Below are 24,743 nucleotides of genomic sequence, written 5' to 3'. Positions count from 1 at the left end.
GTGCCCTATTACCGCTTCAGCTTGGCGGCAAGAGCGCTACCCGGAACAGTCCTGCCCAAAGTCTGCACTGCGTAATAGAGCTGGAAGTCCTTGATGTTCTTGGCCTTGAGTTCCTCCGGCGTCATCTTGAAACGCGGGTCCTCTACCTTGTCCTTTTCGAGATCCTTGTCGTCGAGCTTGATCTCGTTGATCAGGTGGCCGCGCAAGTCGCTTTCGCGGTAGGAACGCAGCTGGCGCTTGCGCAGGTCAGGGTCGGAAATCTGCGGCACGGCGATATCCGGATCGATCCCGCCTTCCTGCACGCTGCGGCCCGAAGGCGTGTAGTAGCGCGCGGTGGTGATCTTCACGGCGGTATCGCGAGTCAGCGGGATCAGCGTCTGGACGCTGCCCTTGCCGAAGCTACGCTGGCCCATGACCACGGCGCGGTGCTGGTCCTGCAGTGCGCCCGCCACGATTTCGGAGGCCGAAGCCGAGCCTTCGTCGATCAGCACGATCATCGGCACGCCCTTGGCGATGTCGCCCTTGGTATCGATCTCGGCAGGATAGACTTCGGTATCGCGGGCATAGCGACCGCGCTGCGAAACGATGGTGCCGTGATCGAGGAACAGGTCGGAAAGCGCCACGGCCTCATCGAGCAAGCCGCCCGGATTGCCGCGCAAGTCGAGCACGAGGCCAGTGACCTTGCCGCCGGTCTTCGCCTTGGCATCGTTCCATGCCCTTTGCACCGAGGCACCGACATCGGCGCTGAAGCTGGAGACCGAGATCACCGCGACGTTGCCCTGGAGTTCCAGTTCGACGGGCTTCAACTCGATGATCTTGCGGGTGATCGTGACGTCGAAAGGCTCGTCGCGGCCGGGGCGGAACACGCTGAGCTTGATCTGGGTGCCGGGAACGCCGCGCATCTGATCAACCGCCTCATCGAGCGAGCCGCCGTAGATCAGCTTGCCATCAAGATGGGTGATGAAGTCGCCCGCCTTGACCCCGGCGAGATCGGCGGGGCTGCCCTTGGTCGGCGCGATGACCTTGACCGCGCCGTCGTCCATGGTGACAGACAGGCCGAGCCCGCCGTAGGAGCCTTCGGTCTGCGTGCGCAGGTTCTCGAAATCGCGCGCGTCGAGATAGGCGCTGTGCGGATCGAGCGTGGCGAGCATGCCATCAATCGCGCCCTTGAGCAGCTTGTCGTCGTCAACAGGCTCGACATAGTTGGACTTGATCCGCTCATAAACAGCCATGAGCTTGCCGAATTCCGGGCCGGATTTTGCATCGACCGCGGCAAGGCCGGTGGTCGCCACCGGAATCAGCGCGACGGCTGTGACGAGCGCGGTTGCGCGCAGGAAGGGGGCGAACTTCATGTGCCCGGGGGCCTTTCGCGAAGAGGCAAGCATTGGAACGGTTCTATATCCGGCGATGAATTAACGCCAGATGAGGTTTTGGGACAGGGCAAGCGCCATGAACCACCGATATGGTTCGACCAGCGCCGACTTCAGCCGCGCAGATCGAGTGGATTGACCGGCGTTCCATCGCGGCGCAGCTCGACCGTCAGCACCGGGCGTCCGGGTCCGGCAGTGCCGATGGGCGAGCCTTGCAGCACCTTCTCGCCCACGCCCGCGGCAATCTGGCCGAGATTGGTGACGAGCGTGGTCCAGCCCCCCGAATGCTCGATGATCACGATCCGCCCGTAGCCGCGATAGGGTCCGGCAAAGGCAACGCGACCATCGGCGGGCGATACCACCTGCGCGCCGCCTGTCGGGGCCAGGGCAACGCCGGTGGTCAGCCCGGTGGAGGACTTTTCGCCGTATCCGGTCACAAGTCGGCCGGAGACGGGCATGATCCAAGGGAGATTCGGTGCCCCCGTTGTCGCAAGCGTTACAGGCGCCTCGATCGCTCGGAGCACTTCGCCGGGTCGTGTGGGCGGCAGGACCGGACCGGGGAGTGCGGCGAGGCTTTGGCGCAGTGCACCATCAGCTTCGAGGCGGGACATGAGCGCCGAAAGATCGCGCGTCTGCTCGGCCAGCGCGAGAGCTCGGTCGGTCTCGCGGCTCGCCACGCCCTGTGCGGCGCGCGATGCCAGGCGCTGGCGGCTTTCGAGTGCGGCGAGTTCGATGCGGCGGGCGGCGAGGCCCTTCTCGCTCTCGCGCCGCTGCGTCGCGGCGAGGCGCGCCTCGTCCTGCAGGCGGCGGCCACGCAGGATTTCGGCGCGAAGGCCCGCAGTGCGGCGGCGGACTTCGGGGAGCATGGTCTCCATCACCGCGCGCAGGTGCACCGTATCGCGCAAGGACTCCGCGCGGACGAGGCTGAAGGCGAGCGGTCGGCGGGCCATCATCTGCAGCGCTGCGGTCAGCCGCACGACCGGCTCCTGCCGCTCGGCCATGCGGGAACGCAGGAGTTCGCGCTGGCGATCGATCAGCGTGATCTTTGCCTGCGCCAATTGGATCTCGGCTTCGGACTGCTGGATGCGCGCGGCGACGGCAGCGGCCTCCTGAGCCGTCCGGTCCGCCTCGGCCACGGCCTTGCGCGCGGCCTGTTCGAGCTGCTCGGCACGGGCACGGGACTGGGACAGCGCCTGCCCCGCCCGGCGCAGGACTTCACCGGCCTCCCCCGCATCTGCATAGGGCGTGCCCTGTTGTGCGGTCGCCTGCCAGCCGGCCAGCCCGGCAAGGGCCAAAAGGCTGGCGGTGAAGAGGAAGCGTGACGTCATGCCGCCAGCTATCCCTCGCGATGGTAGGGATGGCCAGCGAGAATGCTGGTGGCGCGCCAGAGCTGTTCGGCCAGCATGGCGCGGGCCATCATGTGCGGCCAGGTGGCTTTGCCGAAAGCGATCAGGAGATCGGCGGAATCGCGCAAAGGATCATCATGCCCGTCCGCCGCACCAATCAGGAACCGCGTCTCGCGCACGCCATCGTCGCGCCAGCGTCCGAGGATCGCGGCAAATTCGCTGGAGGTGAGTTGCTTGCCCCGTTCATCAAGCGCCACGGTTCGCGAAGGAGTCTGCGATGGCGCGGGTATGGTTCCACCCCGGTCGGGCAGCTCGCTGACTTTCCAGCCCCAAGAAATGCGCTTGGCGTAACGGTCGACCAGTTCCGCCTCGGGCGAACGGCCAATCTTTCCGCGAGCGATGACGTGGAGCAACATGAGCAGGGTCTAGCGGGTAATCGGCGACAAGAGAATCCCTTGGCGAAAAAGCAGCGGCACCAGTCCGCTCCTCCGACACGATCACCTCACCGGGTAGGCTCTGGGTGGTCGGGCCGGGGGAGTGGGCTGGTGCCGCAAGCCCCTGGCGGATGCCAAGGGCGTACCGCAAATTACGCCGCGCCAGCGTCTCCGAAGGCCCACATGCGTTCGAGATTGTAGAACGTGCGCACTTCCGGGCGGAACAGATGGACGACAACGTCGCCAGCATCGATCAACACCCAGTCGGCGGCCGGAAGACCCTCGATCCGCACGTGGCCGAAGCCGCCGTGCTTGATCCGTTCGGCCAGCTTCTGCGCCATCGACGCGACCTGACGGGTCGAACGGCCCGAGGCGATCACCATGTAATCGGCCACCGAGCTTTTGCCCTCAAGCGGGATCGAAACGACCTCCTGCGCCTGATCGTCGTCAAGCGACTGCAGCACGAGATCGTGCAGCGCGGCGGGCGTGTAGGGAGCCGAAGTATCGGTGGTCTTGGGTGCTGTGCCGGCCTTGGCCGACAGCGGTTGAACGCTGGTCATGTCGCGCGAAATGGCCTCCGTGGCTCAAGAGTCAAGGGATAACGGTTGGAACGCGCAAGAGTTTCGCCACTCCACCCTATGGTGGAAGGGCAAGCAAGGCATTGCGCGGTCAGGATTTTCCTCGATTTTCAGTCGATCCTTTTACTGGACGATACGAGACCGCATCGCGCAGGGCCGCAGTGGACATGCGGTGAGACCAATCCGGATCATGGGCGCGAATCGCGCTGGCCGACCGATGGTCAGGATCGAAGCGAAGAATGGTCAGCGCCGGAGCGCTCCGCATTGCGCCGGAAACGAACTGTCCGGGCCGCTGACGCCAGCGGCGCAGCCAGGCCATGGCAGGGCTTGCCAAGGCATCCGAATCATAACCCGGACGCGCGATCACCGCAATCGGCATCTCGCGCGCGATCTGCCGCCAGTGCTTCCACTTATGGAACTGGGCAAGATTGTCCGCGCCCATCAACCAGATGAATCGGCGCTTGGGATAACGGCGCCTGATCGCGCGCAGTGTATCGACAGAGAAGCGCGTGCCAAGTTCGCGTTCGATCGCCGTCGGGCGGATCGGTGCGTTACGGCTCATTCCAATGGCTGAGGCCAGCCGCGCTTCAAGCGGGGCCATGCCCTCGACCGGCTTTAGCACGTTGCCGGGCGAGACCAGCCACCACACCTCATCGAGCCCGAGCGCCTCGATTGCGAAGAGCGTGACGCGGCGATGGCCGCCGTGCGCGGGATTGAAGCTGCCGCCGAACAGGCCGGTCAGAGGTGCGGCAGGACTGTTCAGGGCCGTACCTGTCCTGCGCCGCGCACCAGCCACTTGTAGGTGGTCAGGCCTTCCAGCGCGACGGGGCCACGCGCATGCAGGCGCCCGGTGGCAATGCCGATCTCGGCCCCAAGGCCGAACTCGCCGCCATCGGCGAACTGGCTGGAGGCGTTGTGCATGACGATCGCGCTGTCGACTTCGGCAAGGAAGCGGTCGGCCACGGCCTGGTCATCGGTCACGATCGCATCGGTATGGCCCGATGCATGTGCGGCGATGTGCGCGAGCGCGGCATCAAGGCCATCGACCACAGCGACCGAGAGGATCGCGTCCAGATACTCGGTATCCCAATCGTTGGCAGCAGCCAAAGCGATGCGCGGATCGATGGCGCGGGCACGTGCATCCCCGCGCAACTCGCACCCTGCTTCGAGCAGCGGTTCGACGAGACCGTGCGGATCGGGATAGGTCGCATCGATCAGCAGCGTTTCCATCGCCCCACAGATGCCGGTGCGGCGCATCTTGGCATTGAGCACGATGGCCTTGGCCATGGCGGGATCGGCAGCGGCGTGAACGAACGTGTGGTTGATGCCATCCAAGTGGGCCAGCACCGGCACGCGGGCATCTGCCTGCACGCGGGCGACAAGGCTCTTGCCGCCGCGCGGCACGATCATGTCGATCAGCCCGGCAGCCGCCAGCATCGCGCCGACGGCGGCACGATCCTGCGTGGGCATGAGCTGCACCGCCTCGGCAGGCACGCCCCCTTCAACCAGTCCCGCCACCAGCGCCTTGTGGATCGCGCGGTTGGAATGGACAGCCTCGGACCCGCCGCGCAGGATCGTGGCGTTGCCCGAGCGCACGCAGAGCGCGGCGGCATCGGCGGTCACGTTGGGGCGGCTTTCGTATATGATCCCGATGACGCCAACGGGAATGCGCAGGCGCTGCAGGACCATGCCGTTGGGACGCGCGGCCTCGGAAATCACTTCCCCGACCGGATCGGCAAGGCTGGCGACCTGTTCGACCGCATCGGCCATCCCGGCAAGGCGCTCGGGCGTGAGCTTGAGCCGATCAAGCATTGCGCCGGTCAGGCCGTTGGTTTCGCCATTGGCCATGTCGCGGGCGTTTGCCGCCAGAATGTCAGCTTCTGCCGCGCGCAGAGCCGTAGCGGCGAGCTTGAGGGCCTGCTCCTTGGCCGGCGAATCCATCCGTGCCAGCACGCGCTGCGCCTTGCGGGCAGAATGGGCGAGGCCTTCGACCAGATCGGTCACGGATTCGGGCTGGGGAGCGGGTGCAGCAGACATGGGGCAGCCCCTAGCACCGTGGCCTGACGCTGTCATCTGCAGGGGGCGACTCGAAGGCCGTAATCATGCCAGGCGTGCGCAACATCACCGCGATTCAATCGATTCATCGGGCGACTCACACGACTCACCGCGCTTGGCGGGATTCCGATTCGCCAGCCGGGAACCCGGCGGCTAGTCCGCGCCGCGACGGGAACTGCATTAACCAAACTACGTGAATAACGACTCGGGGGTCGCCTGCCTGTGCCATCGAAAATGCCTGCCCGCTTTGCGGCTGTGCCAGCCGTGGCTGATGTAACTGCCCGCGTCCGTGGCTGGTTTCCTGAGCGCGAGTTCTTCATGCGCTCGCAAGGGCATGTCCGCTTCATCCGGATTTCTTCGCGCCTGCAAATGACCGTAGCAGGCGCCGTTGCCGGGACCGTGTTGCTCTGGCTCGTGATCCTGGCGGCGACGCTGGTTTCCCAGTTCACCGCATCGCGTGACCGCGCCGAATTGCTCGAGCGTGAAGCCGCCGTCGCAACTGCGGAAAGCCGCGTGAACAAGTATCGCGGCGGGCTGGAAGGCGTGGCTGACGATCTGAACCGCCGACAGGACTTCATCGAGAAGGCCATCGAAGGCACGATTGGCGAACTGCCCAAGGACCTGCCGCAAGGCACCGTGTCCGACAGCAGCGGCGAGGCGAGCAAGACCGTCCGCAAGATTTCCATGGAGCTGCCCGAAGCGAAGGGACTCGCCGAAATCGAGGCGCGCCAGCTGGCCTTCATCGAGCGGCTCACCCGCTTTGCCGATGCCCGCGCGGCGCAGGCTGAGATGGCGATCCGCCGCGTCGGGCTCAATCCCGCGATGCTGCGCGCCTCGGCCCGCGAGGGACAGGGCGGTCCCTTGATTCGTCTGTTCAGCGGCAGGGATGACACGGTCGATCCGCGCTTTGCCCGGCTCGGCGCGAGCCTTGAGCGCATGGCGGCGCTGGAAAAGGGCCTCCGCCGCATCCCGAACACCCTGCCCGCGAGCCTAGAATACATCTCGAGCGGCTTCGGCTATCGCTCCGACCCGTTCACCGGTGGCCCCGCGTTCCATGCAGGCCTCGATTTCCGCGGACCGGTCGGCGCACCGATCTATGCCGCTGCGGCCGGGACGGTCAGCTTCGTCGGCCAGCGTCAGGGCTATGGCAATGTCGTCGAAGTCAGCCATGGCAACGGCCTGATGACGCGCTATGCCCACATGTCGCGCACCGGCGCACGCTTTGGCCAGAAGGTCGAGGCCGGTGGCGAGATCGGCAAGATCGGCAACACCGGGCGCTCGACCGGGCCCCATCTCCATTTCGAAGTGCGGATCAACGACCGTCCGGTCAACCCGCGCCCGTTCCTTGAGGCAAACAGGCATGTTCAGGAAATCCGCGCCGGAAGTGCGCACCCAGCAGGGGAGTAACACGACGATGGCCGCGACCTTCTCCGTCCTGGGCGCCGATGTTGCCGTGAAAGGCGATCTTTCGGCCAGCGCAGACCTGCACATCGACGGAAGCGTGGAGGGCGACATCACCTGCGCCGCGCTCGTGCAGGGCGAGAAGAGCACCGTGACCGGCGCGATCAAGGCGCAAAGCGCACGGCTATCCGGCACGGTTCACGGCTCGATCGAAGCGGGTGAACTTGTGATCCTCAAGACCGCGCGCATTCATGGCGACGTGAGCTATGACGCACTGACCATCGAACAGGGCGCGCAGGTCGATGGTCGCTTTGCCCATCGCGTCCATGTGGGCGAGGAGCCTTCGCTCACGCTGGTGAGCTGAGAGTTCCAAAACAAAACTTGCCGATTCGCCAATACCGGCTTACATCGACCCCGTTCAAGGCCGCTCCGCAAGGGGCGGCCCTTATTGTATCCGCTTTTCAGGTGACCCGCATTTGCGGCGTCCCTCTTCCGGGAGATTGTCCGTGAGCACCCAGCCCACGTATCCGCTGATGCCGCACGCCACCGCGTCGTGGCTCGTCGACAATACCGCGCTGACATTCGAGCAGATCGCCGAGTTCTGCGGCCTTCACATCCTCGAAGTTCAGGCGATGGCCGATGATCTGGCCGGGCAGAAGTACACCGGGCGCGATCCGATCCACTCGGGCGAACTCAATCAGGCCGAGATCGACAAGGGTCAGGCCAACCCCGAGTACAAGCTCAAGATGCAGCGTGCGCCGATCTCGGTCAGCCGCACCAAGGGCCCGCGCTACACGCCGGTCTCGAAGCGTCAGGACAAGCCGGACGGCATCGCGTGGATCCTGCGCAACCACCCCGAGGTTTCGGACGCGCAGATCGGCAAGCTGATCGGCACCACCCGCACGACCATCGCTGCGATCCGCGATCGCAGCCACTGGAACATCTCGAACATCAACCCGAAGGACCCGGTCACGCTCGGCCTGTGCTCGCAGCGCGAACTGGATTCGCTGGTGGCCAAGGCCGCGAAGAAGGCCGGTATCGAGGACAACGGCGAAGCAGCCCTGCGCCTTGGCACCGACCGCGACGCGCTGATCGAGGAACTGCGCGCCGAGCGCGATGCTACGGCCAAGGCCGCATCGGAAGCCGCGCAGGAAGCCGAAGCCGCCGCCTGGCTTGCCGCACGCCGCGCCGAGGGTATCTCGGACAGCTGAGGCTGGGGTAATTTCCGAAATGAAAAGGCCGCTCTTGCGAAAGGGCGGCCTTTTTCTTGTGCAGGAACCGTCCTCAACATCGTCATCCCCGCGCAGGTGGGGATGACGAAGGTCGGATAGCGTCAGACTGCCAGGACGATCTTGCCGATGTGGCTGCCCTGTTCCATCCGCGCGTGGGCTGCTGCCGCCTCTGCCAGCGGGAACGTCTGGTCCATGATCGGGCGGAGTTCACCTGCGGCAACCAGCGGCCACACGGTCTCGCGAATCTCGGAGGCGAGCGCGGCCTTGAACGCCTTCGAACGCGGGCGCAGGGTCGAGCCGGTCAGGGTGATGCGGCGACGCATGATCTCGGCCATGTTGAGTTCGGCCTTGATTCCGCCCTGCACCGCGATGGTAACATGGCGACCATCGTCGGCTAGGCACTTGATGTTGCGCGCAACATAATCGCCCGCAACCATGTCGAGCACCATGTCGACACCGCGGCCGTCGGTAATGCGCCAGACTTCCTCGACGAAATCGGTGGTCTTGTAGTCGATCGCATGGGCTGCACCGATCGAAAGCGCCTGCGCACACTTCTCGGCCCCACCACAGGTGACGATCACCGTCACGCCGAACAGCTTGCCCAGCAGGACCGCCATCGAACCGATACCGCTGGTGCCGCCATGGACGAGGATCGTCTCATCCGGAGCCGCCATGCCGCGTTCGAACACGTTGTGCCAGACGGTGAACAGCGTTTCGGGAATGGCCGCAGCCTCGGCCGGCGAAAGGCCGGTCGGGACCTGCAGGCACTGCGCGGCTTCGGCGATGCAATATTCCGCGTAGCCACCGCCAGCGACCAGCGCGCAGACCATCGTACCAGTGAACGGCCAAGTCACGCCTTCGCCCATGGCGACGACCTGGCCCGAAATCTCCAGCCCCGGCAGAGGCGAGGCATCGGGCGGCGGCGGATAGAAGCCCTGACGCTGGATCACGTCGGGCCGGTTGACGCCTGCAAAGGCGACCTTGACCAGCACCTGCCCCGGTCCCGGTACGGGCACCGCAACCTGTTCGGGACGAAGCACTTCCGGCCCGCCGGGAGCATCCCAGCCGATTGCCGTCATTGTTGCAGGAATGCCGCTCATCTGCCGACCTAGCCCCTGTGAATACCAATTTGCCTCTGGCTAGACATGCAAGGCGTTGACAGCAAGGCATTGCAGTGCACAAACTGACCGCAATGGACCTAGACGAGCGCCCTCGCCCGAAAGGGGATCTGGCCAGCCAGCTGGCAACGGAGCTGCTCGACCCCTATTCGCACGATGAACTGAACGAGCGGATTCGCCTACTCGAACTGGAAATCATGCGTACGGTGGCGCATCGCGACAAGGCCAGCGCCCATCGCGCCGCTGCAGAAGCCCTGTTCGGAAAGCCCCCGCCTTCAGGTGAAGCGGGATGATTTGCGACGCCCTTCCTTTTGCCGGAGGGCGTAACCATATCGCCGGATATGACGATGTCTTCAGGACATCTGTCTTCACCCTCACACGTGGTTTAGCCATGGTTAATAACGCGTGTGCACTCTCCCCTTCAGGGAACCCATCGGCGCCAGCCAGAAAGTAGCCGCAACATGCCCAGTTTCGCCCAGAGTCTCGAGAAAACGCTGCACACCGCGCTCGCCAATGCGTCCGAGCGCAGCCATGAGTACGCGACTCTCGAGCATCTCCTGCTGGCCCTGATCGATGATCCGGATGCGGCGCAGGTCATGCAGGCCTGCGGCGTGGACCTTGGCGATCTGGGTGACGTGGTGCGCCAGTACCTCGACCAGGAATATCAGTCGCTAAAGACGCAGGAAAAGGCCGATCCGCAGCCGACCGCCGGGTTCCAGCGGGTGATCCAGCGCGCCATTCTTCACGTGCAGTCCTCGGGCAAGGATACCGTGACCGGGGCGAACGTGCTGGTCGCGCTGTTCTCCGAACGCGATTCCTACGCCGTCTATTTCCTCCAGCAGCAGGACATGAGCCGTCTTGATGCCGTCAGCTTCATCAGCCACGGCATCGGCAAGGGCGGCCGTCAGGTCGAAGGGCGAACGCCCAAGGGCGCCGAAGAAGAGGCCCCCAAGCAGCAGGAAGAGAAGGCCGACGCCAAGGGCCAGAAGAAGGAAACGGCGCTCGACCAGTTCTGCGTCAACCTCAACGAGAAGGCGCTCAACGGCAAGGTCGATCCGCTGATCGGGCGTGGCCCCGAAGTGGATCGCACGATCCAGATCCTGTGCCGCCGCTCGAAGAACAACCCGCTCTACGTGGGCGATCCGGGCGTGGGCAAGACGGCGATTGCCGAAGGCCTTGCGCGCAAGATCGTCGAGGGCGACGTTCCCGAAGTGCTGTCCGAGGCGGTGATCTACTCGCTGGACATGGGCAGCTTGCTCGCCGGCACGCGCTATCGCGGTGACTTCGAGGAGCGCCTCAAGCAGGTTGTCTCAGAACTCGAAAAGATGCCGCACGCGGTCCTCTTCATCGATGAGATCCACACCGTGATCGGTGCCGGCGCGACCAGCGGCGGCGCGATGGATGCCTCGAACCTGCTCAAGCCCGCGCTTTCGGGCGGGACGATCCGCTGCATCGGGTCCACAACCTACAAGGAGTTCCGCAACCACTTCGAAAAGGACCGCGCCCTGCTGCGCCGGTTCCAGAAGATCGACGTGAACGAGCCGACCATCGAGGACACGATCAAGATCCTGCGTGGCCTGCGCACCGCGTTCGAGGAGCACCACAAGGTCAAGTACACCCCCGACGCGATCAAGACGGCGGTCGAGCTGTCGGCACGCTACATCAACGACCGCAAGCTGCCAGACAAGGCGATCGACGTGATCGACGAAGTGGGCGCGATGCAGATGCTGGTGCCGCCTTCGAAGCGCAAGAAGACCATCACCGCACGCGAGATCGAACAGGTCATCGCGACGATGGCGCGCATCCCGCCCAAATCGGTCAGCTCGGACGACAAGAAGGTGCTCGAGCATCTCGACCGCGACCTCAAGCGCCTTGTGTTCGGTCAGGACAAGGCGATCGAGGTCCTGTCCAGCGCCATGAAGCTCAGCCGTGCCGGCCTGCGCGATGCGGACAAGCCGATCGGCTCGTTCCTGTTCTCGGGCCCCACCGGCGTCGGCAAGACCGAAGTCGCGCGCAGCCTTGCCCAGATCATGGGCATCCCGCTGCAGCGCTTCGACATGTCGGAGTACATGGAGCGACACTCGGTCTCACGCCTGATTGGTGCGCCTCCGGGCTATGTCGGCTTTGACCAGGGCGGCCTGCTCACCGATGCCATCGACCAGCAGCCGCACTGCGTCCTGCTGCTTGACGAAATCGAGAAGGCCCACCCCGATCTGTTCAACATCCTTCTGCAGGTGATGGACAACGGCCGCCTGACCGACCACCACGGCAAGACCGTCGACTTCCGCAACGTGGTCCTGATCATGACCACCAACGCGGGCGCTTCGGACATGGCGCGTCAGGGCATCGGCTTCGGCGACGTGTCGAAGGCGGACGCGGGCGATGAAGCGGTGAAGAAGATGTTCACCCCCGAGTTCCGCAACCGCCTCGATGCGATTGTGCCGTTCGGCTATCTGCCGCCCGAAGTTGTCAGCCGCGTGGTCGACAAGTTCGTGCTGCAACTCGAACTGCAGCTGGCCGATCAGAACGTCCACATCCAGTTCGATGCCGACGCTCGCAGCTGGCTGGCCAAGAAGGGCTACGACAAGCTCTATGGTGCTCGCCCGATGGCCCGGCTGATCCAGGAGAAGGTCAAGAAGCCGCTGGCCGAGGAACTGCTGTTCGGCAAGCTTGCCAATGGCGGCGAAGTCCATGTCAGCCTGAAGGATGACGCACTGTCGTTCGAATTGACCCCGGCTGCGCCCAAACTGGTCAAGAAAAAGGCGAAGAAGGGCAAGGCGGGTTCCGCCGCAACCGAAGAGCCCAGCGCCGACGAAGCCGAATAAGTCCGGCTTTCAGTGTGAATAGAGGGGGCGGCATCGCAAGGTGTCGCCCCTTTGCTTTGCCTATCTTGCCTGTGGCAAAGGTGGATGCGGCGCTTCCCATTCGGCACGGTCAATCATGCCATCGCCATTGGCGTCGATCAGTGTGAAACGCGTGTTGTTGAAAGCCATCCATTCGGACAGGGTCAGCTTGCCGTCATGGTCGGTATCGACCGCGTCAAGCAAGGCTTGCGGCTTCAGCCCGTCGATCTCGACCAGCATCGCGGCTCCGGCCTGAAGCTCCTGCAGGTCGAGATTGCCGTCATGCTGCATGTCCATCATCTCGAACAGGCTCTGGGCACCTTGGGCATACTCGGCGCTCGAGATCCTTCCATCGTGCGCGGCGTCAAGCCCATCGAAGCTGGACAGAGGGTTGCGCGATGGTGGGACAGCCGTCACCGGCGGTTCCGGCGCAGCCACCGCAGGAATGGACGCTGTGGGGGAGACATCGGGACCGGTCTCCTTTTCCTTCCCGTCGCACCCGGTGAGCAGCAATGCCGCGCAAAGGGGAGCGAGGAGGAACGTGCCTTTGCGGAGCATGGTCGTCTCCCTGATCGTCTGACTGCAAGCGGGCAAGGCTAGTGGCGTCACCTGAACCTCGCCTGTCCCGCACCTCGCCTCTGCGGCTTTTGTCCATCTGGAACGAATCACGTGGGCCCGCCATTGTTCCGACATGGCCGCAGCATTTTCGTGGATCAGGGCAGAGCCGATGGGCATCCACGTTGCGCCGGCAAACGTGTGGATTGATCCGGCGCGACCTGTGGAGACCGCGCTGGTAACCCACGGGCACGCCGATCATGCCCGCGGCGGACATGCGAGAACTGTGGCAACGCCTGAGACTCTGGCGATCATGCAACTGCGCTATGGCGTCGAGGCGCAGAACGAAGTTCGTGCTGCTCCGGTTGGTTATGGGGAAACGCTGGAGCTTGCCGGCGGAGTGCGTGCCACGTTCATCCCGGCGGGCCACGTTCTCGGCTCCGCACAGATCCTGCTGGAGCATGCCGGTGAACGAGTGATCGTCACGGGCGATTACAAGCGCCGTGCCGATCCAACTTGCCCACCGTTTGAGGTGACGCCCTGCGACGTGTTCATCACCGAAGCCACGTTCGGCTTGCCCGTTTTCCGCCATCCCCCGATTGCAGGTGAAATGGCAAAGCTCCTCGCCGCGCGGGAGAACGATCAGGGCCGCTGCGTTTTGGTCGGTGCCTACGCTCTGGGCAAGGCTCAGAGGGTAATCGCGGAACTGCGCGCTGCCGGTTACCGCGAAACGATCTGGCTGCATGGCGCGATGGAACGCATGTGCCGACTTTATGAAGACCACGGCATAGACCTCGGCGATCTTAAAGCTGTGGCTGGTGTGCCGAAGGCGGCGTTGGCGAACAGCATCGTCGTCTGCCCGCCGTCTGCCCTGAACGACCGCTGGAGCCGCCGTCTTCCCGATCCCATCACCGCCATGGCGTCAGGCTGGATGCGCGTGCGGCAGCGGGCAAGGCAGCGCAATGTCGAACTGCCACTGATCATCTCGGACCATGCCGACTGGGACGAACTGACCCAGACCATCGCACAGGTGAACCCTGCCGAAACCTGGATCACCCACGGTCGTGAGGAAGCGCTGTTGCGCTGGTGCGAACTGACACAGCGAAAAGCGCGTGCGCTGGCGCTGGTTGGTTATGAGGACGAGGACGACTGATGGAGCGCTTTGCCGCCCTGCTGGACGCCCTTGTCCTTACCCCTTCACGAAATGCCAAGCTTGAGCTTCTGGCGGACTATCTGCGCGAGACGCCGGATCCTGATCGGGGCTGGGCGTTGGCGGCGCTGACCGACGGGCTGGACTTCCCGGCGGTGAAAGCCAGCCTGATCCGATCCCTCATGGCAGAACGGATTGACCCCGTGCTGTGGACGCTCAGCCGCGATTACGTGGGCGACACTGCCGAAACGGCCAGCCTGCTTTGGCCCGAGTCAGCAGGCGATCGGATGCCAGCACCTTCGGTGGCTGAGGTGATAGACATGCTGCATGCCACCACGCGCAGCACTGCTCCGACAATCCTTACCGACTTGATGGACCGTCTTGACGTCAAGGGTCGCTATGCACTTCTGAAGCTTGCAACTGGCGCCATGCGCATCGGTATATCTGCAAGGCTGGCAAAAGTGGCCTTCGCGCAGGCGTTCGGCGTGAGCGTGGAGGACGTCGAGGAATACTGGCACGGGCAGGTGCCCCCGTACCTGCCACTGTTCGACTGGGCCGCGAACGGTGCTGCGCCGCCGCGAACCGACCTGCTGCCGCTGTTTCGGCCGTTCATGCTGGCCCATCCGCTCGAAGCGGAAAGCCTGAACCTTGCCGAATTCGCTGCAGAGTGGAAGTGGGACGGCATCCGCGTGCAGATCGTGCACGTCGCGGGCGAGACGCGGGTCTATTCACGTAGTGGCGACGATATATCGGGCGCATTCCCCGAAGTGACCGCAGCGCTGGACAGGCCCTGCGTGCTTGATGGCGAATTGCTTGTGCGTGGCGCGCATCAAGGTGGCGAGACGGGCGGGGCGGCGAGTTTCAACGCGCTGCAACAGCGCCTCGGTCGCAAGACCGTCTCCAAGGCGATGCTGTCGGATTATCCCGCATTCGTGCGCCTCTATGATCTGCTGATCGAGGACGGCGAGGACTTGCGCGAATGGGCGTGGGAACAGCGGCGCGCGCGCTTGGAAACACTTGTGCCGAAGCTCGACCAGAACCGTTTCGACATATCTCAGGTGATCGAAGCGAAGGATTTCGACGAGCTTGCCGAAATCCGCGCCCGGGCACGCGACGAGGCTATCGAGGGCGTCATGCTCAAGCGCCGCGATTCGCCCTACGTCACTGGGCGACGAACCGGGCTCTGGTACAAGTGGAAGCGCGATCCGCTGCTGATTGATTGCGTACTGATGTATGCGCAGCGTGGGTCCGGTAAGCGATCGTCATTCTATTCCGACTACACCTTCGGATGCTGGAACGGCGATCCCGATGCTGGGGCAGAACTGCTGCCGGTGGGCAAGGCCTACTTCGGCTTCACCGACGAGGAACTCAAATTCCTCGACCGTCATGTGCGACAGCATACCGTCGCCAAGTTCGGCCCGGTGCGCGAAACCGACAAGTCGCTGGTGTTCGAAGTCGCCTTCGATTCGGTCCATGCCAGCAAGCGCCACAAGTCGGGCGTTGCAATGCGCTTTCCCCGCATCAGCCGCATCCGCACCGACAAGCCAGCACACGAGGCCGATCGGCTCGATACACTCAAGGGGCTTATTGCCGACTGAGCCCTCGCGGAACCACGCAGCGGAATTGCCGGTTCCCGATCAATGTCTGGGAGAGAACGATAATGGCAAACCTTCTGCTCGCCGCGCCCGCCTATGCGCTGGGTCGCCTTGCATGGACATCGTTGCGCACCGGAAGCCAATGGACGCGATACCGGCAGTGGGATGCTGTGGCGACAAACTGGGCGATCGGCGCAGTGCTTGGCGGCATGGCAGCGGGCCTTGCAGCAAAGGCCATTCCGCAACGGGATTGATCCCGGTCAATGCCACTTTCGCACACTGCTGGCAGGAACGAGGCTCCAGAACTCTGACCCGGAGCCCTGCCCTTGGCCGCCCAAGCCCCTGTCGATCCCCGTGCCACCAGTCCCTACGAACGCCTTGGCGGCACCGCCGTGCTGCGCCGCATCACCGACCGCTTCTACGATCTCATGGATATTGACCCTGCGTATAAGGCGTTGCGCGAAATGCACGCACCTGACCTTGGCCCCATGCGCGAATCGCTTCCCGGTTTCCTTGCCGGATGGAGCGGTGGCCCGCGGGACTGGTTCGAAGCGCATCCGGGAAAATGCATGATGTCGATGCACAAACCTTTCCCGATCACACGCGAAACGGCAGGCCAATGGGCCGAATGCATGGCACGCGCCATTGCTGACGTAGCGCCCGAGGACCGCGAGATTGCCGAAGGGCTGAGCCAGGTCCTGGGGCAGATGGCGCGCGGCATGGCACGCAATTGATTCACAGCACGTCGCAGGCACGCTAGAAGGCTGCCGTGATCCTCAACGACCGCCAGCGCCGCGCCTTTGCCATTGCCCTTGCCGCCATGGCCGGGTTCGTGGACTCGGTCGGCTTCCTCTCTGCGGATGGGTATTTCGTCTCGTTCATGTCGGGCAATACCACCCGGCTTGGCGTTGCACTCGGCACGGCACCCACCCACGCCCTTGTGCCCGCGCTGCTGATCATTGGGTTCATTACCGGCGTGACCGGTGGTGCGCTCGTTTCAGAGCGCGCGGGAGTCTTGCGCAAGCCCGCGGTGCTCGCGTTCGTCACGCTGCTGCTGCTCGCCGCGTCACTCGCCCGTGCCTTTGATCATCACGTGTTGATGATGGGGTGCCTGGTTCTCGCCATGGGCGCGCTCAACAACACGTTTCAACGCGATGGCGAAGTGACCGTGGGCCTCACGTATATGACCGGCGCACTGGTCAAGCTCGGCATCGGGCTGGCAGGACAGATATCAGGCAAGCGGCAAGGCCGTTGGACCTCGTGGGCGCAATTGTGGATGGGACTGCTGGCTGGCGCGGTGCTCGGCGCATTCCTGCAGGATCGCCTGCCGATGGCCTGCCTGTGGATTGCCAGCGCCTGGGGCACACTGATGGTGGCAATTGCCTTCAAGGTGCCGTCAGAGAGCTAGCCCCTCGTTTCTATTCCGGCGGTACCCTGAAGAGCTTTTCGCGCGAAGTTGCGCCGCGCAACATTTCCACCTTCGACGGCGCAACTTCAAGCGCCTGCGCCAGCAAGTCGAGAACGGCGGCACTGGCTTTGCCGTCCTCGGGCTTGGCACGCACCTTCACGGCCACGCGCCCCTCCACGATCTCGATGCCTTCGCTGCGAGAACCGGGTGTCACCCGCACGGCGAGGCGCCCTTCATCATCTGCGAGAGCGCGCAAGGCCTGCGCCGATGGCAGATCAGCCTTCGGGCGTGCCAAGAACAGCTGCCTTGTGGGCTTGCCCGTTTTGCACATAATGCTGCACACCGCGCTGCATGTCGGTGATGGCAGCATCGTCGAGATCGCGCATGTACTTGGCCGGACGACCGCCCCACAACTGGCGCGACAACACGCGCTTGCCACCCGTCAGCATCGCGCCCGCAGCAAGCATGCCGTCGCTCTCGATGTGGGCATCGCTCATCACGATCGCGCCGAGCCCGACAAAGCCGCGATCCTCGATCACACAGCCGTGGACCATGACAAGGTGGCCGACCAGCACGTCCTCGCCGATGATCGTCGGGAAGCCATCGGGCTTGTTCGGTGCAGGACTGTCGACATGGATGACGCTGCCATCCTGAATGTTCGTCCGCGCGCCGATGCGGATGAAATTGACGTCGCCGCGCAGCACGCAGTTATACCAGATGGACACGTCCGGCCCAATCTCGACATCGCCGATGATCCTGCATCCCGGCGCGATGAAGGCGCTTTCGTGGATGCGGGGAGTCTTTCCGTTGAGCGGAATGATCGAAACGTCGGGGTACTTGGTCATCGCCTCAAGACCCCATCAGCCGTGCGGCGTGCGCAGCATGATAGGTCAGCACGCCAGAGCAGCCTGCACGCTTGAACGCCACCAGCGTTTCAAGGACCATCGCATCGCGATCGGCGGCACCGACTGCAACGGCAGCCTCGATCATCGCATATTCGCCGCTCACCTGATAGGCAAAGACGGGCACGCCGAAGGTCTCCTTAACGCGGCACGCGATGTCGAGGTAAGGCAGGCCCGGCTTGACCATCACGCTGTCCGCGCCTTCGGCAAGATCCATTTCCACCTCTCGCAGCGCTTCCTCTGCATTGCCCGGGTCCATCTGGTAGGTCTTCTTGTTACCCTTGAGCAGCCCGCTTGACCCCACAGCATCGCGGAACGGGCCATAGAACGCCGAGGCGTACTTGGCAGCATAGGACATGATCTGCACGTTGGTGTGGCTGGCGCCTTCCAGCGCTTCGCGGATGGCGCCGATGCGGCCGTCCATCATGTCCGATGGCGCGATGATGTCTGCGCCCGCTGCCGCCTGGTTAAGGCTTTGCCCGACCAGCATTTCGACGGTCTGGTCATTGAGGACATAGCCCGCCTCGTCGATCAGGCCGTCCTGCCCGTGGCTGGTATAGGGATCGAGCGCAACGTCGGTCAGCACGCCGATATCGCCACCACAGGCATCCTTGATCGCGCGGATCGCGCGGCACATCAGGTTGTCCGGGTTCAAGGCTTCCTTGCCGTCCTCGCTGCGCCTGTCAGGCTGGGTGTTGGGAAACAGGGCAAGACAGGGAATGCCGAGCGCTACCGCTTCTTTCGCCCGCGCGACGATCCCATCGACCGACCAGCGCGATACGCCGGGCAGCGAAAGGATCGGGTCTTCGACGCCCTGCCCCTCGGTCACGAACAGCGGCCAGATCAGGTCGGCAGGCGTGACGAGCACCTCGCGGTGCATGGCGCGGCTCCACGCGGTGGCACGGGTGCGGCGCAGGCGAGTCATCGGGTAGCTGGTCATGCACGCAGGCCTAGTGCTTGATTCGCCCGCCTGCAATCGCAGACCTGCAGGCCAACGCTTATCGGAGCGTCTTCGTGCCGATGGCGGTGATCTGCGCCAGCTTCGCGCGGAATGCCGCCAGTTGCGCCGGGTCGACAGCCGCGCGCTGCACGATCGACGTCATCGACATCGGGTTCACCGTCTGCCCGCCGCGATACATCTCGTAATGGAGGTGCGGGCCGGTAGAGAGGCCGGTCGAGCCGACATAGCCGATCACCTGCCCGCGTCGCACGCTTATGCCCGGAGCCACAGCAATGCGGCTCATGTGGCCATAGCCGGTGCCGATGCCGCCGCCATGATCTAGCCGCACGTAGTTGCCGTGCCCACCGTGCCATCCGGCAAAGCTCACGCGGCCATCGGTGGCTGCATAGACTGGAGCGCCCCAGCTTGCGGCGAAGTCTATCCCTGCATGCATGCGCACATAGCCCAGGATCGGATGGCGGCGGGCGCCATAGCCCGAGGTGATGCGGCCGTTGACCGGCGCACCAAGGAAGCCGGTCGTTTCCTGCGCGCCTTCGGCCATGCCCTGAGGCGAATAGAACGCGCCGTCGTTACCCCAGCGCAGCAGTTGCAGCACCGGCTTTCCGGCGCGAACCACGCCGGCATAGAGCAGGTCGCCCGCCTGCTGCTCGCCGGTTCCGGCACGACGATTGGCAAAGACAAGGTCGAACTCGTCGCCAGGCGCAATTTCCTCGAAAGCCATGTGTTCGTCGACAGTGCGCAGATAGTCCTGCACGGCCGATGGCGGCGCACCGGCTGCACGGGCCGAACGATAAAGGCTCGCCCCGACGATCCCGCGAATGCGCACGGGAGAGCTATCCACGGCGATGGCGTTGGTCGCCAGTACCAGCCCGCCACCACTGCGCCTTATATCCAGCGCAAGATCGAAGCGCGGGCGGAATGACAGCTGTTCGAGCGGCCGTGGCTGGGCCGGGCTGGAGCGCGCGCCGAGCCTGATCGCGAAGCGCGTGCCCTCGGGGATCGCGCCAGGCTTCACCTGCCCCCCCACCAGATCGATGATGCGGACGATGTCGGTGCTGGCAAGGCCTGCGCGCTGCAACATGCGTGGGAAGCTGTCGCCCGCGCCGAGCGTGGCCGACAGATCAATGCTGGGCCGTTCGGGTGCGGCCGCCAGCGGGATGACCGCAGAAGTCGCGGTCATGTGGCGACCATTGTCGGCCCCGAGCGCAAGCGGACGGATGCCCTGCACGCGCAATTCGGCCTGCGCTGCCTCGTCGAGCACGGTCAGCGGCGCGGCCTGCAGCGGGGCGAAATCCGGCCACATCGCCACGGCCGCTGCCCCGAGCCCGAGCATCGTGCCGAAGCCACGAAACCAGCGGGCGCTGCCGATGTCCTCGGCAAGATCGGGCGCAAGATCGACTTTTGCGAACCAGCGCTCGACCGGAGCCATCAGGCGAGGCCAGTGCCGCGCCAGCCGCTGCTCGACCGTACCTAGCAGACGCCGCGCACGTGACGGTGGCACAGGGGCACGCGGCGGGGCAGTGCGCTGGCCAAAGCCGCTCCCCCCACCCGCTCCGGCGAGCGCCATCATCTGATCTCGTGGCGTGAACACGTGTGCTGCTTACCCTCTTGGGCTCCGGACTGCACGTTCAAGGTTAATGTTCGGTGAAATCGAGACGTCTCAAGGATGTGGCAGGGCCTGCTCAGGATCGTTATGCTGAAGTCGATACAGGGGGAATGGCATTGAGCGGAACCGAAACACTCGGCGACATGGCAGGGGCGCTTGCAGCGGCGCGCACCTTGGAGCCGACAGCAGGCGAATATCGGAATGATGGTCACACCCACGAATCCGCCTGCCTGAACTGCAACACGACGCTCGTCGGCAGCCATTGCCACGCCTGCGGACAGGCCGCTCACGTCCACAAGACGCTAGGCGCCTTCTTTCACGACCTGCTCCACGGCGTGTTCCACTTCGAAGGCAAGATCTGGCGCACGCTGCCCATGCTGGTGGCCAAGCCCGGCAAGCTGACCCGCGAGTACATCGACGGCAAGCGCGCCTCTTACGTCTCGCCGATCGCGCTGTTCCTGTTCTGCGTGTTCCTGCTGTTCACCACGATCAATTCGCTGGGCGGGGACATCGGGGCCAGCGTCAACACGACGGTCGAGCAGAGTCTGAAGAAGGAACGCGAGGATCTGGTCACGCTAGAGGCCGAACGGGCCGCAGCCATGGGCGATGCCGAGCATCTGGCGAAGATCGATCAAGCCATCGCCGAAACGCGCAAGAACATCGCCGGACTGGAACAGGTCAAGGCAAGCGGGATCAACGTGGCCAACGTCGACACCAGCGGCCTTGAAACGGCGAGCGACATCGGCTGGATCAACGAGGCGGTGAAGAAGGCCAAGGCCAATCCCGGCCTCGCGCTCTACAAGGTGCAGAACTACAGCTACAAGCTGAGCTGGGCCCTGATCCCGATCTCGGTGCCGTTCCTGTGGCTGCTGTTTCCCTTCAATCGCCGCTTCGGCCTTTACGACCACACCGTATTCGTCACCTATTCGCTTTGCTTCATGACCCTGCTGGGCATCATGGCGACGATCGGGAACAGTCTCGGCATTGCCAATATCGCGGTGCTCACAGCAATTCCCCCGATCCATATGTTGCTGCAATTGCGCGACACCTATGGCCTTACGTGGTTTGGCGCGTGGTGGCGCACTTGGTTTCTCAGCATGTTTGCATTTCTGGCGATGATGCTGTTCGCAATCATCATCCTCGTCGAGGCGGGCGGATAAGGCAGTCGCGCAAATGGAAAGGGCGGAGGTCGCCCCCCGCCCTTTCGCATTTCGATCAAGCTTGATTCAGGCTGGCTGCGGATTCGCCGAACCGCCGAACTTCCGCCCCGCGCGCGGCACGGCCGAGCCTTGGGCCGAGACAGGGCGGGCAGGGCCGCTCGGGCTTTGCGGGCGGTCCAGCTTGCCGCTTTCGAGCAGGTCCTTGATCTCGTCGCCGGTCAGCGTCTCGTATTCGAGCAGGGCCTGGGCGAGGAGGTGCAGCTTGTCCTCGTTGGTCTTGAGGATGTCGGTCGCCCGCGCGTGGGCGCCGTCGACAAGACCGCGGATCTCGCTGTCGATCAGCTTGTTGGTCTCGTCCGAAGCGAACAGGCGGGCAGAGCCGCCCATACCGAGGTAACCTTCCTGCTGGTCTTCGTACTGAAGCGGGCCGAGCTTGTCTGACATGCCCCACTTGGTCACCATCGAGCGCGCCAGCGAAGTGGCGTACTGGATGTCCGAGGAAGCGCCCGATGACACCTTGTCATGCCCGAAGATCAGCTCTTCGGCCACGCGGCCACCCATGGCGACCGAAAGGTTCGCGTGCATCTTGTCGCGGTGGTAGGAATAGCTGTCACGCTCGGGCAGGCGCATGACCATGCCCAGCGCGCGACCGCGCGGGATGATCGTCGCCTTGTGGATCGGGTCGGAAGCCGGTTCCTGCACCGAGACGATGGCATGGCCGGCCTCGTGATAGGCGGTCATCTTCTTCTCGTCGTCGGTCATCACCATGGAGCGGCGTTCCGCGCCCATCATGACCTTGTCCTTGGCGTCCTCGAATTCCTGCATGGCGACGAGACGCTTGTTCCGGCGCGCGGCGAGCAGGGCGGCTTCGTTGACCAGATTGGCAAGGTCCGCGCCCGAAAAGCCCGGCGTGCCGCGCGCAATCGTGCGCGGATTGACGTCAGGCGCGAGCGGCACCTTCTTCATGTGGACCGAGAGGATCTTTTCGCGGCCTTCGATATCGGGGATCGGCACCACGACCTGGCGATCGAAGCGGCCCGGACGCAGCAGCGCAGGATCGAGCACGTCGGGGCGGTTGGTCGCCGCGATGATGATGATGCCCTCGTTGGCCTCGAAGCCATCCATTTCGACCAGAAGCTGGTTCAGCGTCTGCTCGCGCTCGTCGTTCGAATTGCCGAGGCCATGGCCACGGTGACGACCGACCGCATCGATTTCGTCGATGAACACGATGCAGGGCGCGTTCTTCTTGGCCTGCTCGAACATGTCGCGCACGCGGCTTGCACCGACGCCGACGAACATCTCGACGAAGTCCGAACCTGAAATGGTGAAGAACGGCACGCCCGCTTCACCCGCAATCGCGCGGGCAAGCAGTGTCTTGCCGGTGCCGGGCGAACCGACCAGCAGCGCGCCCTTGGGGATCTGGCCACCGAGCTTGGAGAAACGCGAAGGATCGCGCAGGAACTCGACAATTTCCTCCAGTTCCTCGCGCGCTTCGTCGATGCCGGCTACGTCATCGAAAGTGACGCGGCCCGAGCGTTCGGTGAGCAGCTTTGCCTTGGACTTGCCAAAGCCCATCGCGCCCGATCCGCCGCCCTTCTGCATCTGACGCAGCGCGAAGAAGGCAACGCCGAGGATCAGCAGGAACGGCAGCGAATTGAACAGGATGTACATCAGCATGTTCGGCTGTTCGGCCGCCTTGCCCGCATACTGCACGTTGTTGTCGGCCAGCAGCTTGGGCAGGTCCGAATCGCCGGGCACCGGAATTGTGGTGAACTGCCCGCCGTTCTTGAGCGTCCCGGTAATCCGATCCGGCGAAATCTCGACCGAACGGACCTGTTGCTCGGCCACCTGCGAGCGGAAAGCCGAATAGGGAATGGTCGTCGCGGTCGTATCGACGCGCGAGCCGAACATCGAGACCACCAGCAGGAGTGCAAGGAAAATCCCGCCCCAGACAAGGAGGCTCTTGATCCACGGATTGCCCGGGGGCTGGTCGTCGTTCATCGCTGTCTTTCCGCAATCGCCCGGGGACGCGGGCGGGTATGGAGCCAATGTAGGGTTGGCCCGATGAATCACAATATAACGCAATTATGGTTTTTCAGCGACCTGTACCGCACGGGCAAGTTCATGCGCTCCGATGCTTTGGCGCAAGCGTGAAACGCCACGTCCCTCCCCGGCCATCTGCCTTGATACCGGCCAACGTAGCCACCCCGCCCGCGTCGAGCGATTCGAGCCAGCGGACCAGATCCCCGCCGCGTGGCGACGACACAGCGAAGTGTTCCATCACGCGTTCGAGCAGGCGCAAGGCCAGCACGCGAGGGAGGTCTTTTGGCGGAGCAACGTCAACGCTTTCCGCAGCAACCTGCGCCGCATCCCACAGCCGGTCCACCGACCACGCGATCGCTTCATCGGCCTGGGCGAGATGGGCAGCGCTTGCCGCGAAGCCGTTGGCGTCGAACGCATCGCTTGACGTCATGGCTTCACGCACCCGCACCCGTTCGTAGCTGGCGTCATGGTTCGAAGGATCAAGCGCGGGGGCAATCCCTGCCACTTCCACGATGCCTGCCAGTTCCGTCCGTCGCCAGCCGAGCAGCGGGCGCAGTAGCGGCAGATCGGGAGCCCCGGGCACTGCGGACACGCTGCGCATCGCGGCAAGTCCGCGCAAACCCGCGCCCCGGTTGAGCCGCATGACCATGGTCTCGGCCTGATCGTCGGCGTGATGGGCCGTGACCAGAGCTGTCAAACCCAGTTCGCGCATCCAGTCTGCCATTGCGCGATAACGCCCTGCCCGCGCGCGTTCCTGCACTGCACTGCCCTTGGCCAGCGCAATCGGGATCGTATCGTGGGGAATGCCACGCTCGGCACAGAGCCGCGCCACCATCGCGGCTTCACTCGCGCTTTCTGGCCGCAAGCCGTGATCGACCGTCGCCACGCAGAAGTCGCGCGGCGCAACTTCGTGGAACAGCAACAGCATGGCGAGACTGTCCGGCCCGCCCGATACGGCAAGGCCCACGCATCCTTCAGGGGAAACC

The 24,743-nt window shown here is 64.3% G+C and carries 25 protein-coding genes; 11 read left to right on the top strand and 14 right to left on the bottom strand.

Features of this window, described 5'->3' with window-relative positions:
• Nucleotides 1-8: 8 nt before the first annotated feature.
• The 6 genes from IQ25_RS08270 to IQ25_RS08245 all read right to left on the bottom strand — a co-directional run bounded on the left by IQ25_RS08270 (nt 9) and on the right by IQ25_RS08245 (nt 5,765).
• Entirely contained in the window at nt 9-1,352 is a 1,344-nt protein-coding gene (locus tag IQ25_RS08270) for a S41 family peptidase (protein ID WP_144904657.1), read from the bottom strand.
• 131 nt (nt 1,353-1,483) lie between these two features.
• Nucleotides 1,484-2,698 (bottom strand): murein hydrolase activator EnvC family protein, encoded by a 1,215-nt coding sequence (locus IQ25_RS08265; protein WP_144904655.1) that lies wholly within the window; start codon nt 2,696-2,698, stop codon nt 1,484-1,486.
• 8 nt (nt 2,699-2,706) lie between these two features.
• Nucleotides 2,707-3,132: a 23S rRNA (pseudouridine(1915)-N(3))-methyltransferase RlmH gene (locus IQ25_RS08260; protein ID WP_144904653.1), complete on the bottom strand. Its 426-nt coding sequence runs from the start codon at nt 3,130-3,132 to the stop codon at nt 2,707-2,709.
• A 170-nt stretch (nt 3,133-3,302) separates the two neighbouring features.
• Entirely contained in the window at nt 3,303-3,710 is a 408-nt protein-coding gene (rsfS, locus tag IQ25_RS08255; RefSeq protein WP_144904651.1) for a ribosome silencing factor, read from the bottom strand.
• A 109-nt stretch (nt 3,711-3,819) separates the two neighbouring features.
• A complete protein-coding gene (locus IQ25_RS08250) occupies nt 3,820-4,524 on the bottom strand; it encodes a nicotinate-nucleotide adenylyltransferase (RefSeq protein WP_144904650.1) in 705 nt (234 codons plus the stop codon).
• Complete coding sequence (locus IQ25_RS08245; RefSeq protein WP_144904648.1) at nt 4,488-5,765, bottom strand: glutamate-5-semialdehyde dehydrogenase; 1,278 nt, start codon at nt 5,763-5,765, stop codon at nt 4,488-4,490. Before IQ25_RS08245 ends, IQ25_RS08250 begins: the two co-directional genes overlap by 37 nt.
• Nucleotides 5,766-6,017: 252 nt before the next feature.
• Between IQ25_RS08245 and IQ25_RS08240 the strand changes: the two genes are divergently transcribed.
• The 3 genes from IQ25_RS08240 to IQ25_RS08230 all read left to right on the top strand — a co-directional run bounded on the left by IQ25_RS08240 (nt 6,018) and on the right by IQ25_RS08230 (nt 8,395).
• The gene (locus tag IQ25_RS08240; protein WP_144904646.1) at nt 6,018-7,190 is read left to right on the top strand and encodes a peptidoglycan DD-metalloendopeptidase family protein; all 1,173 of its coding nucleotides are present in this window, start codon (nt 6,018-6,020) and stop codon (nt 7,188-7,190) included.
• Nucleotides 7,144-7,548, top strand: a complete 405-nt coding sequence (locus tag IQ25_RS08235; RefSeq protein WP_407070589.1) for a bactofilin family protein — start codon at nt 7,144-7,146, stop codon at nt 7,546-7,548. The genes IQ25_RS08240 and IQ25_RS08235 overlap by 47 nt, the downstream gene beginning before the upstream one ends.
• Nucleotides 7,549-7,690: 142 nt before the next feature.
• Entirely contained in the window at nt 7,691-8,395 is a 705-nt protein-coding gene (locus IQ25_RS08230; protein ID WP_144904645.1) for a DUF1013 domain-containing protein, read from the top strand.
• A gap of 122 nt (nt 8,396-8,517) precedes the next feature.
• Here the strand turns inward: IQ25_RS08230 and IQ25_RS08225 are convergent, their stop codons facing one another.
• Entirely contained in the window at nt 8,518-9,516 is a 999-nt protein-coding gene (locus IQ25_RS08225) for an NAD(P)H-quinone oxidoreductase (protein WP_144904643.1), read from the bottom strand.
• Nucleotides 9,517-9,590: 74 nt separating this feature from the next.
• On the opposite strand from IQ25_RS08225, the gene IQ25_RS08220 reads away from it, so the two are divergent.
• A complete protein-coding gene (locus IQ25_RS08220) occupies nt 9,591-9,827 on the top strand; it encodes a DUF1192 family protein (protein ID WP_338113535.1) in 237 nt (78 codons plus the stop codon).
• Between the two features lie 168 nt (nt 9,828-9,995).
• Nucleotides 9,996-12,359 (top strand): ATP-dependent Clp protease ATP-binding subunit ClpA, encoded by a 2,364-nt coding sequence (gene clpA / locus IQ25_RS08215; RefSeq protein ID WP_144904641.1) that lies wholly within the window; start codon nt 9,996-9,998, stop codon nt 12,357-12,359.
• A gap of 60 nt (nt 12,360-12,419) precedes the next feature.
• On the opposite strand, the gene IQ25_RS08210 is transcribed toward clpA, so the two are convergent.
• Entirely contained in the window at nt 12,420-12,935 is a 516-nt protein-coding gene (locus tag IQ25_RS08210; RefSeq protein ID WP_158637710.1) for an EF-hand domain-containing protein, read from the bottom strand.
• 133 nt (nt 12,936-13,068) lie between these two features.
• Between IQ25_RS08210 and IQ25_RS08205 the strand changes: the two genes are divergently transcribed.
• The 5 genes from IQ25_RS08205 (at nt 13,069) to IQ25_RS08185 (ending at nt 17,085) form a co-directional block, all read left to right on the top strand.
• Complete coding sequence (locus tag IQ25_RS08205; RefSeq protein WP_144904636.1) at nt 13,069-14,085, top strand: ligase-associated DNA damage response exonuclease; 1,017 nt, start codon at nt 13,069-13,071, stop codon at nt 14,083-14,085.
• Nucleotides 14,085-15,680: a cisplatin damage response ATP-dependent DNA ligase gene (locus IQ25_RS08200; RefSeq protein WP_144904634.1), complete on the top strand. Its 1,596-nt coding sequence runs from the start codon at nt 14,085-14,087 to the stop codon at nt 15,678-15,680. The genes IQ25_RS08205 and IQ25_RS08200 overlap by 1 nt, the downstream gene beginning before the upstream one ends.
• 62 nt (nt 15,681-15,742) lie before the next feature.
• On the top strand, nt 15,743-15,931 hold the full coding sequence (locus IQ25_RS08195; protein ID WP_144904632.1) for a hypothetical protein: 189 nt from the start codon (nt 15,743-15,745) through the stop codon (nt 15,929-15,931).
• Nucleotides 15,932-16,003: 72 nt separating this feature from the next.
• Nucleotides 16,004-16,411 carry a group II truncated hemoglobin gene (locus IQ25_RS08190; RefSeq protein ID WP_144904631.1) on the top strand — a complete coding sequence of 136 codons (408 nt, stop codon included), beginning with the start codon at nt 16,004-16,006 and terminating at the stop codon, nt 16,409-16,411.
• 35 nt (nt 16,412-16,446) lie between these two features.
• Nucleotides 16,447-17,085, top strand: coding sequence for a YoaK family protein (locus IQ25_RS08185; protein ID WP_144904630.1), 639 nt, complete (start codon nt 16,447-16,449; stop codon nt 17,083-17,085).
• A 10-nt stretch (nt 17,086-17,095) separates the two neighbouring features.
• On the opposite strand, the gene IQ25_RS08180 is transcribed toward IQ25_RS08185, so the two are convergent.
• Genes IQ25_RS08180 through IQ25_RS08165 form a run of 4 tightly spaced genes read right to left on the bottom strand, consistent with a single transcriptional unit; the run spans nt 17,096 to nt 20,539 of the window.
• On the bottom strand, nt 17,096-17,380 hold the full coding sequence (locus IQ25_RS08180; RefSeq protein ID WP_144904629.1) for a DUF167 domain-containing protein: 285 nt from the start codon (nt 17,378-17,380) through the stop codon (nt 17,096-17,098).
• A complete protein-coding gene (locus tag IQ25_RS08175; RefSeq protein ID WP_144904628.1) occupies nt 17,361-17,930 on the bottom strand; it encodes a gamma carbonic anhydrase family protein in 570 nt (189 codons plus the stop codon). Before IQ25_RS08175 ends, IQ25_RS08180 begins: the two co-directional genes overlap by 20 nt.
• Before the next feature lie 4 nt (nt 17,931-17,934).
• On the bottom strand, nt 17,935-18,927 hold the full coding sequence (hemB, locus tag IQ25_RS08170) for a porphobilinogen synthase (protein WP_144904627.1): 993 nt from the start codon (nt 18,925-18,927) through the stop codon (nt 17,935-17,937).
• Between the two features lie 58 nt (nt 18,928-18,985).
• A complete protein-coding gene (locus IQ25_RS08165; protein ID WP_258536987.1) occupies nt 18,986-20,539 on the bottom strand; it encodes a M23 family metallopeptidase in 1,554 nt (517 codons plus the stop codon).
• Between the two features lie 53 nt (nt 20,540-20,592).
• On the opposite strand from IQ25_RS08165, the gene IQ25_RS08160 reads away from it, so the two are divergent.
• Nucleotides 20,593-21,714, top strand: coding sequence for a DUF3667 domain-containing protein (locus IQ25_RS08160; protein WP_258536986.1), 1,122 nt, complete (start codon nt 20,593-20,595; stop codon nt 21,712-21,714).
• Nucleotides 21,715-21,780: 66 nt separating this feature from the next.
• On the opposite strand, the gene ftsH is transcribed toward IQ25_RS08160, so the two are convergent.
• Together ftsH and tilS are read right to left on the bottom strand one after the other, a co-directional pair.
• Nucleotides 21,781-23,715 (bottom strand): ATP-dependent zinc metalloprotease FtsH, encoded by a 1,935-nt coding sequence (gene ftsH, locus IQ25_RS08155; RefSeq protein WP_144904626.1) that lies wholly within the window; start codon nt 23,713-23,715, stop codon nt 21,781-21,783.
• A gap of 121 nt (nt 23,716-23,836) precedes the next feature.
• Nucleotides 23,837-24,724: a tRNA lysidine(34) synthetase TilS gene (tilS, locus tag IQ25_RS08150; protein ID WP_258536985.1), complete on the bottom strand. Its 888-nt coding sequence runs from the start codon at nt 24,722-24,724 to the stop codon at nt 23,837-23,839.
• Nucleotides 24,725-24,743 lie beyond the last annotated feature (19 nt).

The organism is Novosphingobium taihuense (assembly GCF_007830315.1).
GTDB lineage: Bacteria > Pseudomonadota > Alphaproteobacteria > Sphingomonadales > Sphingomonadaceae > Novosphingobium > Novosphingobium taihuense.
This window is presented reverse-complemented; position numbering and strand designations above follow the sequence as displayed.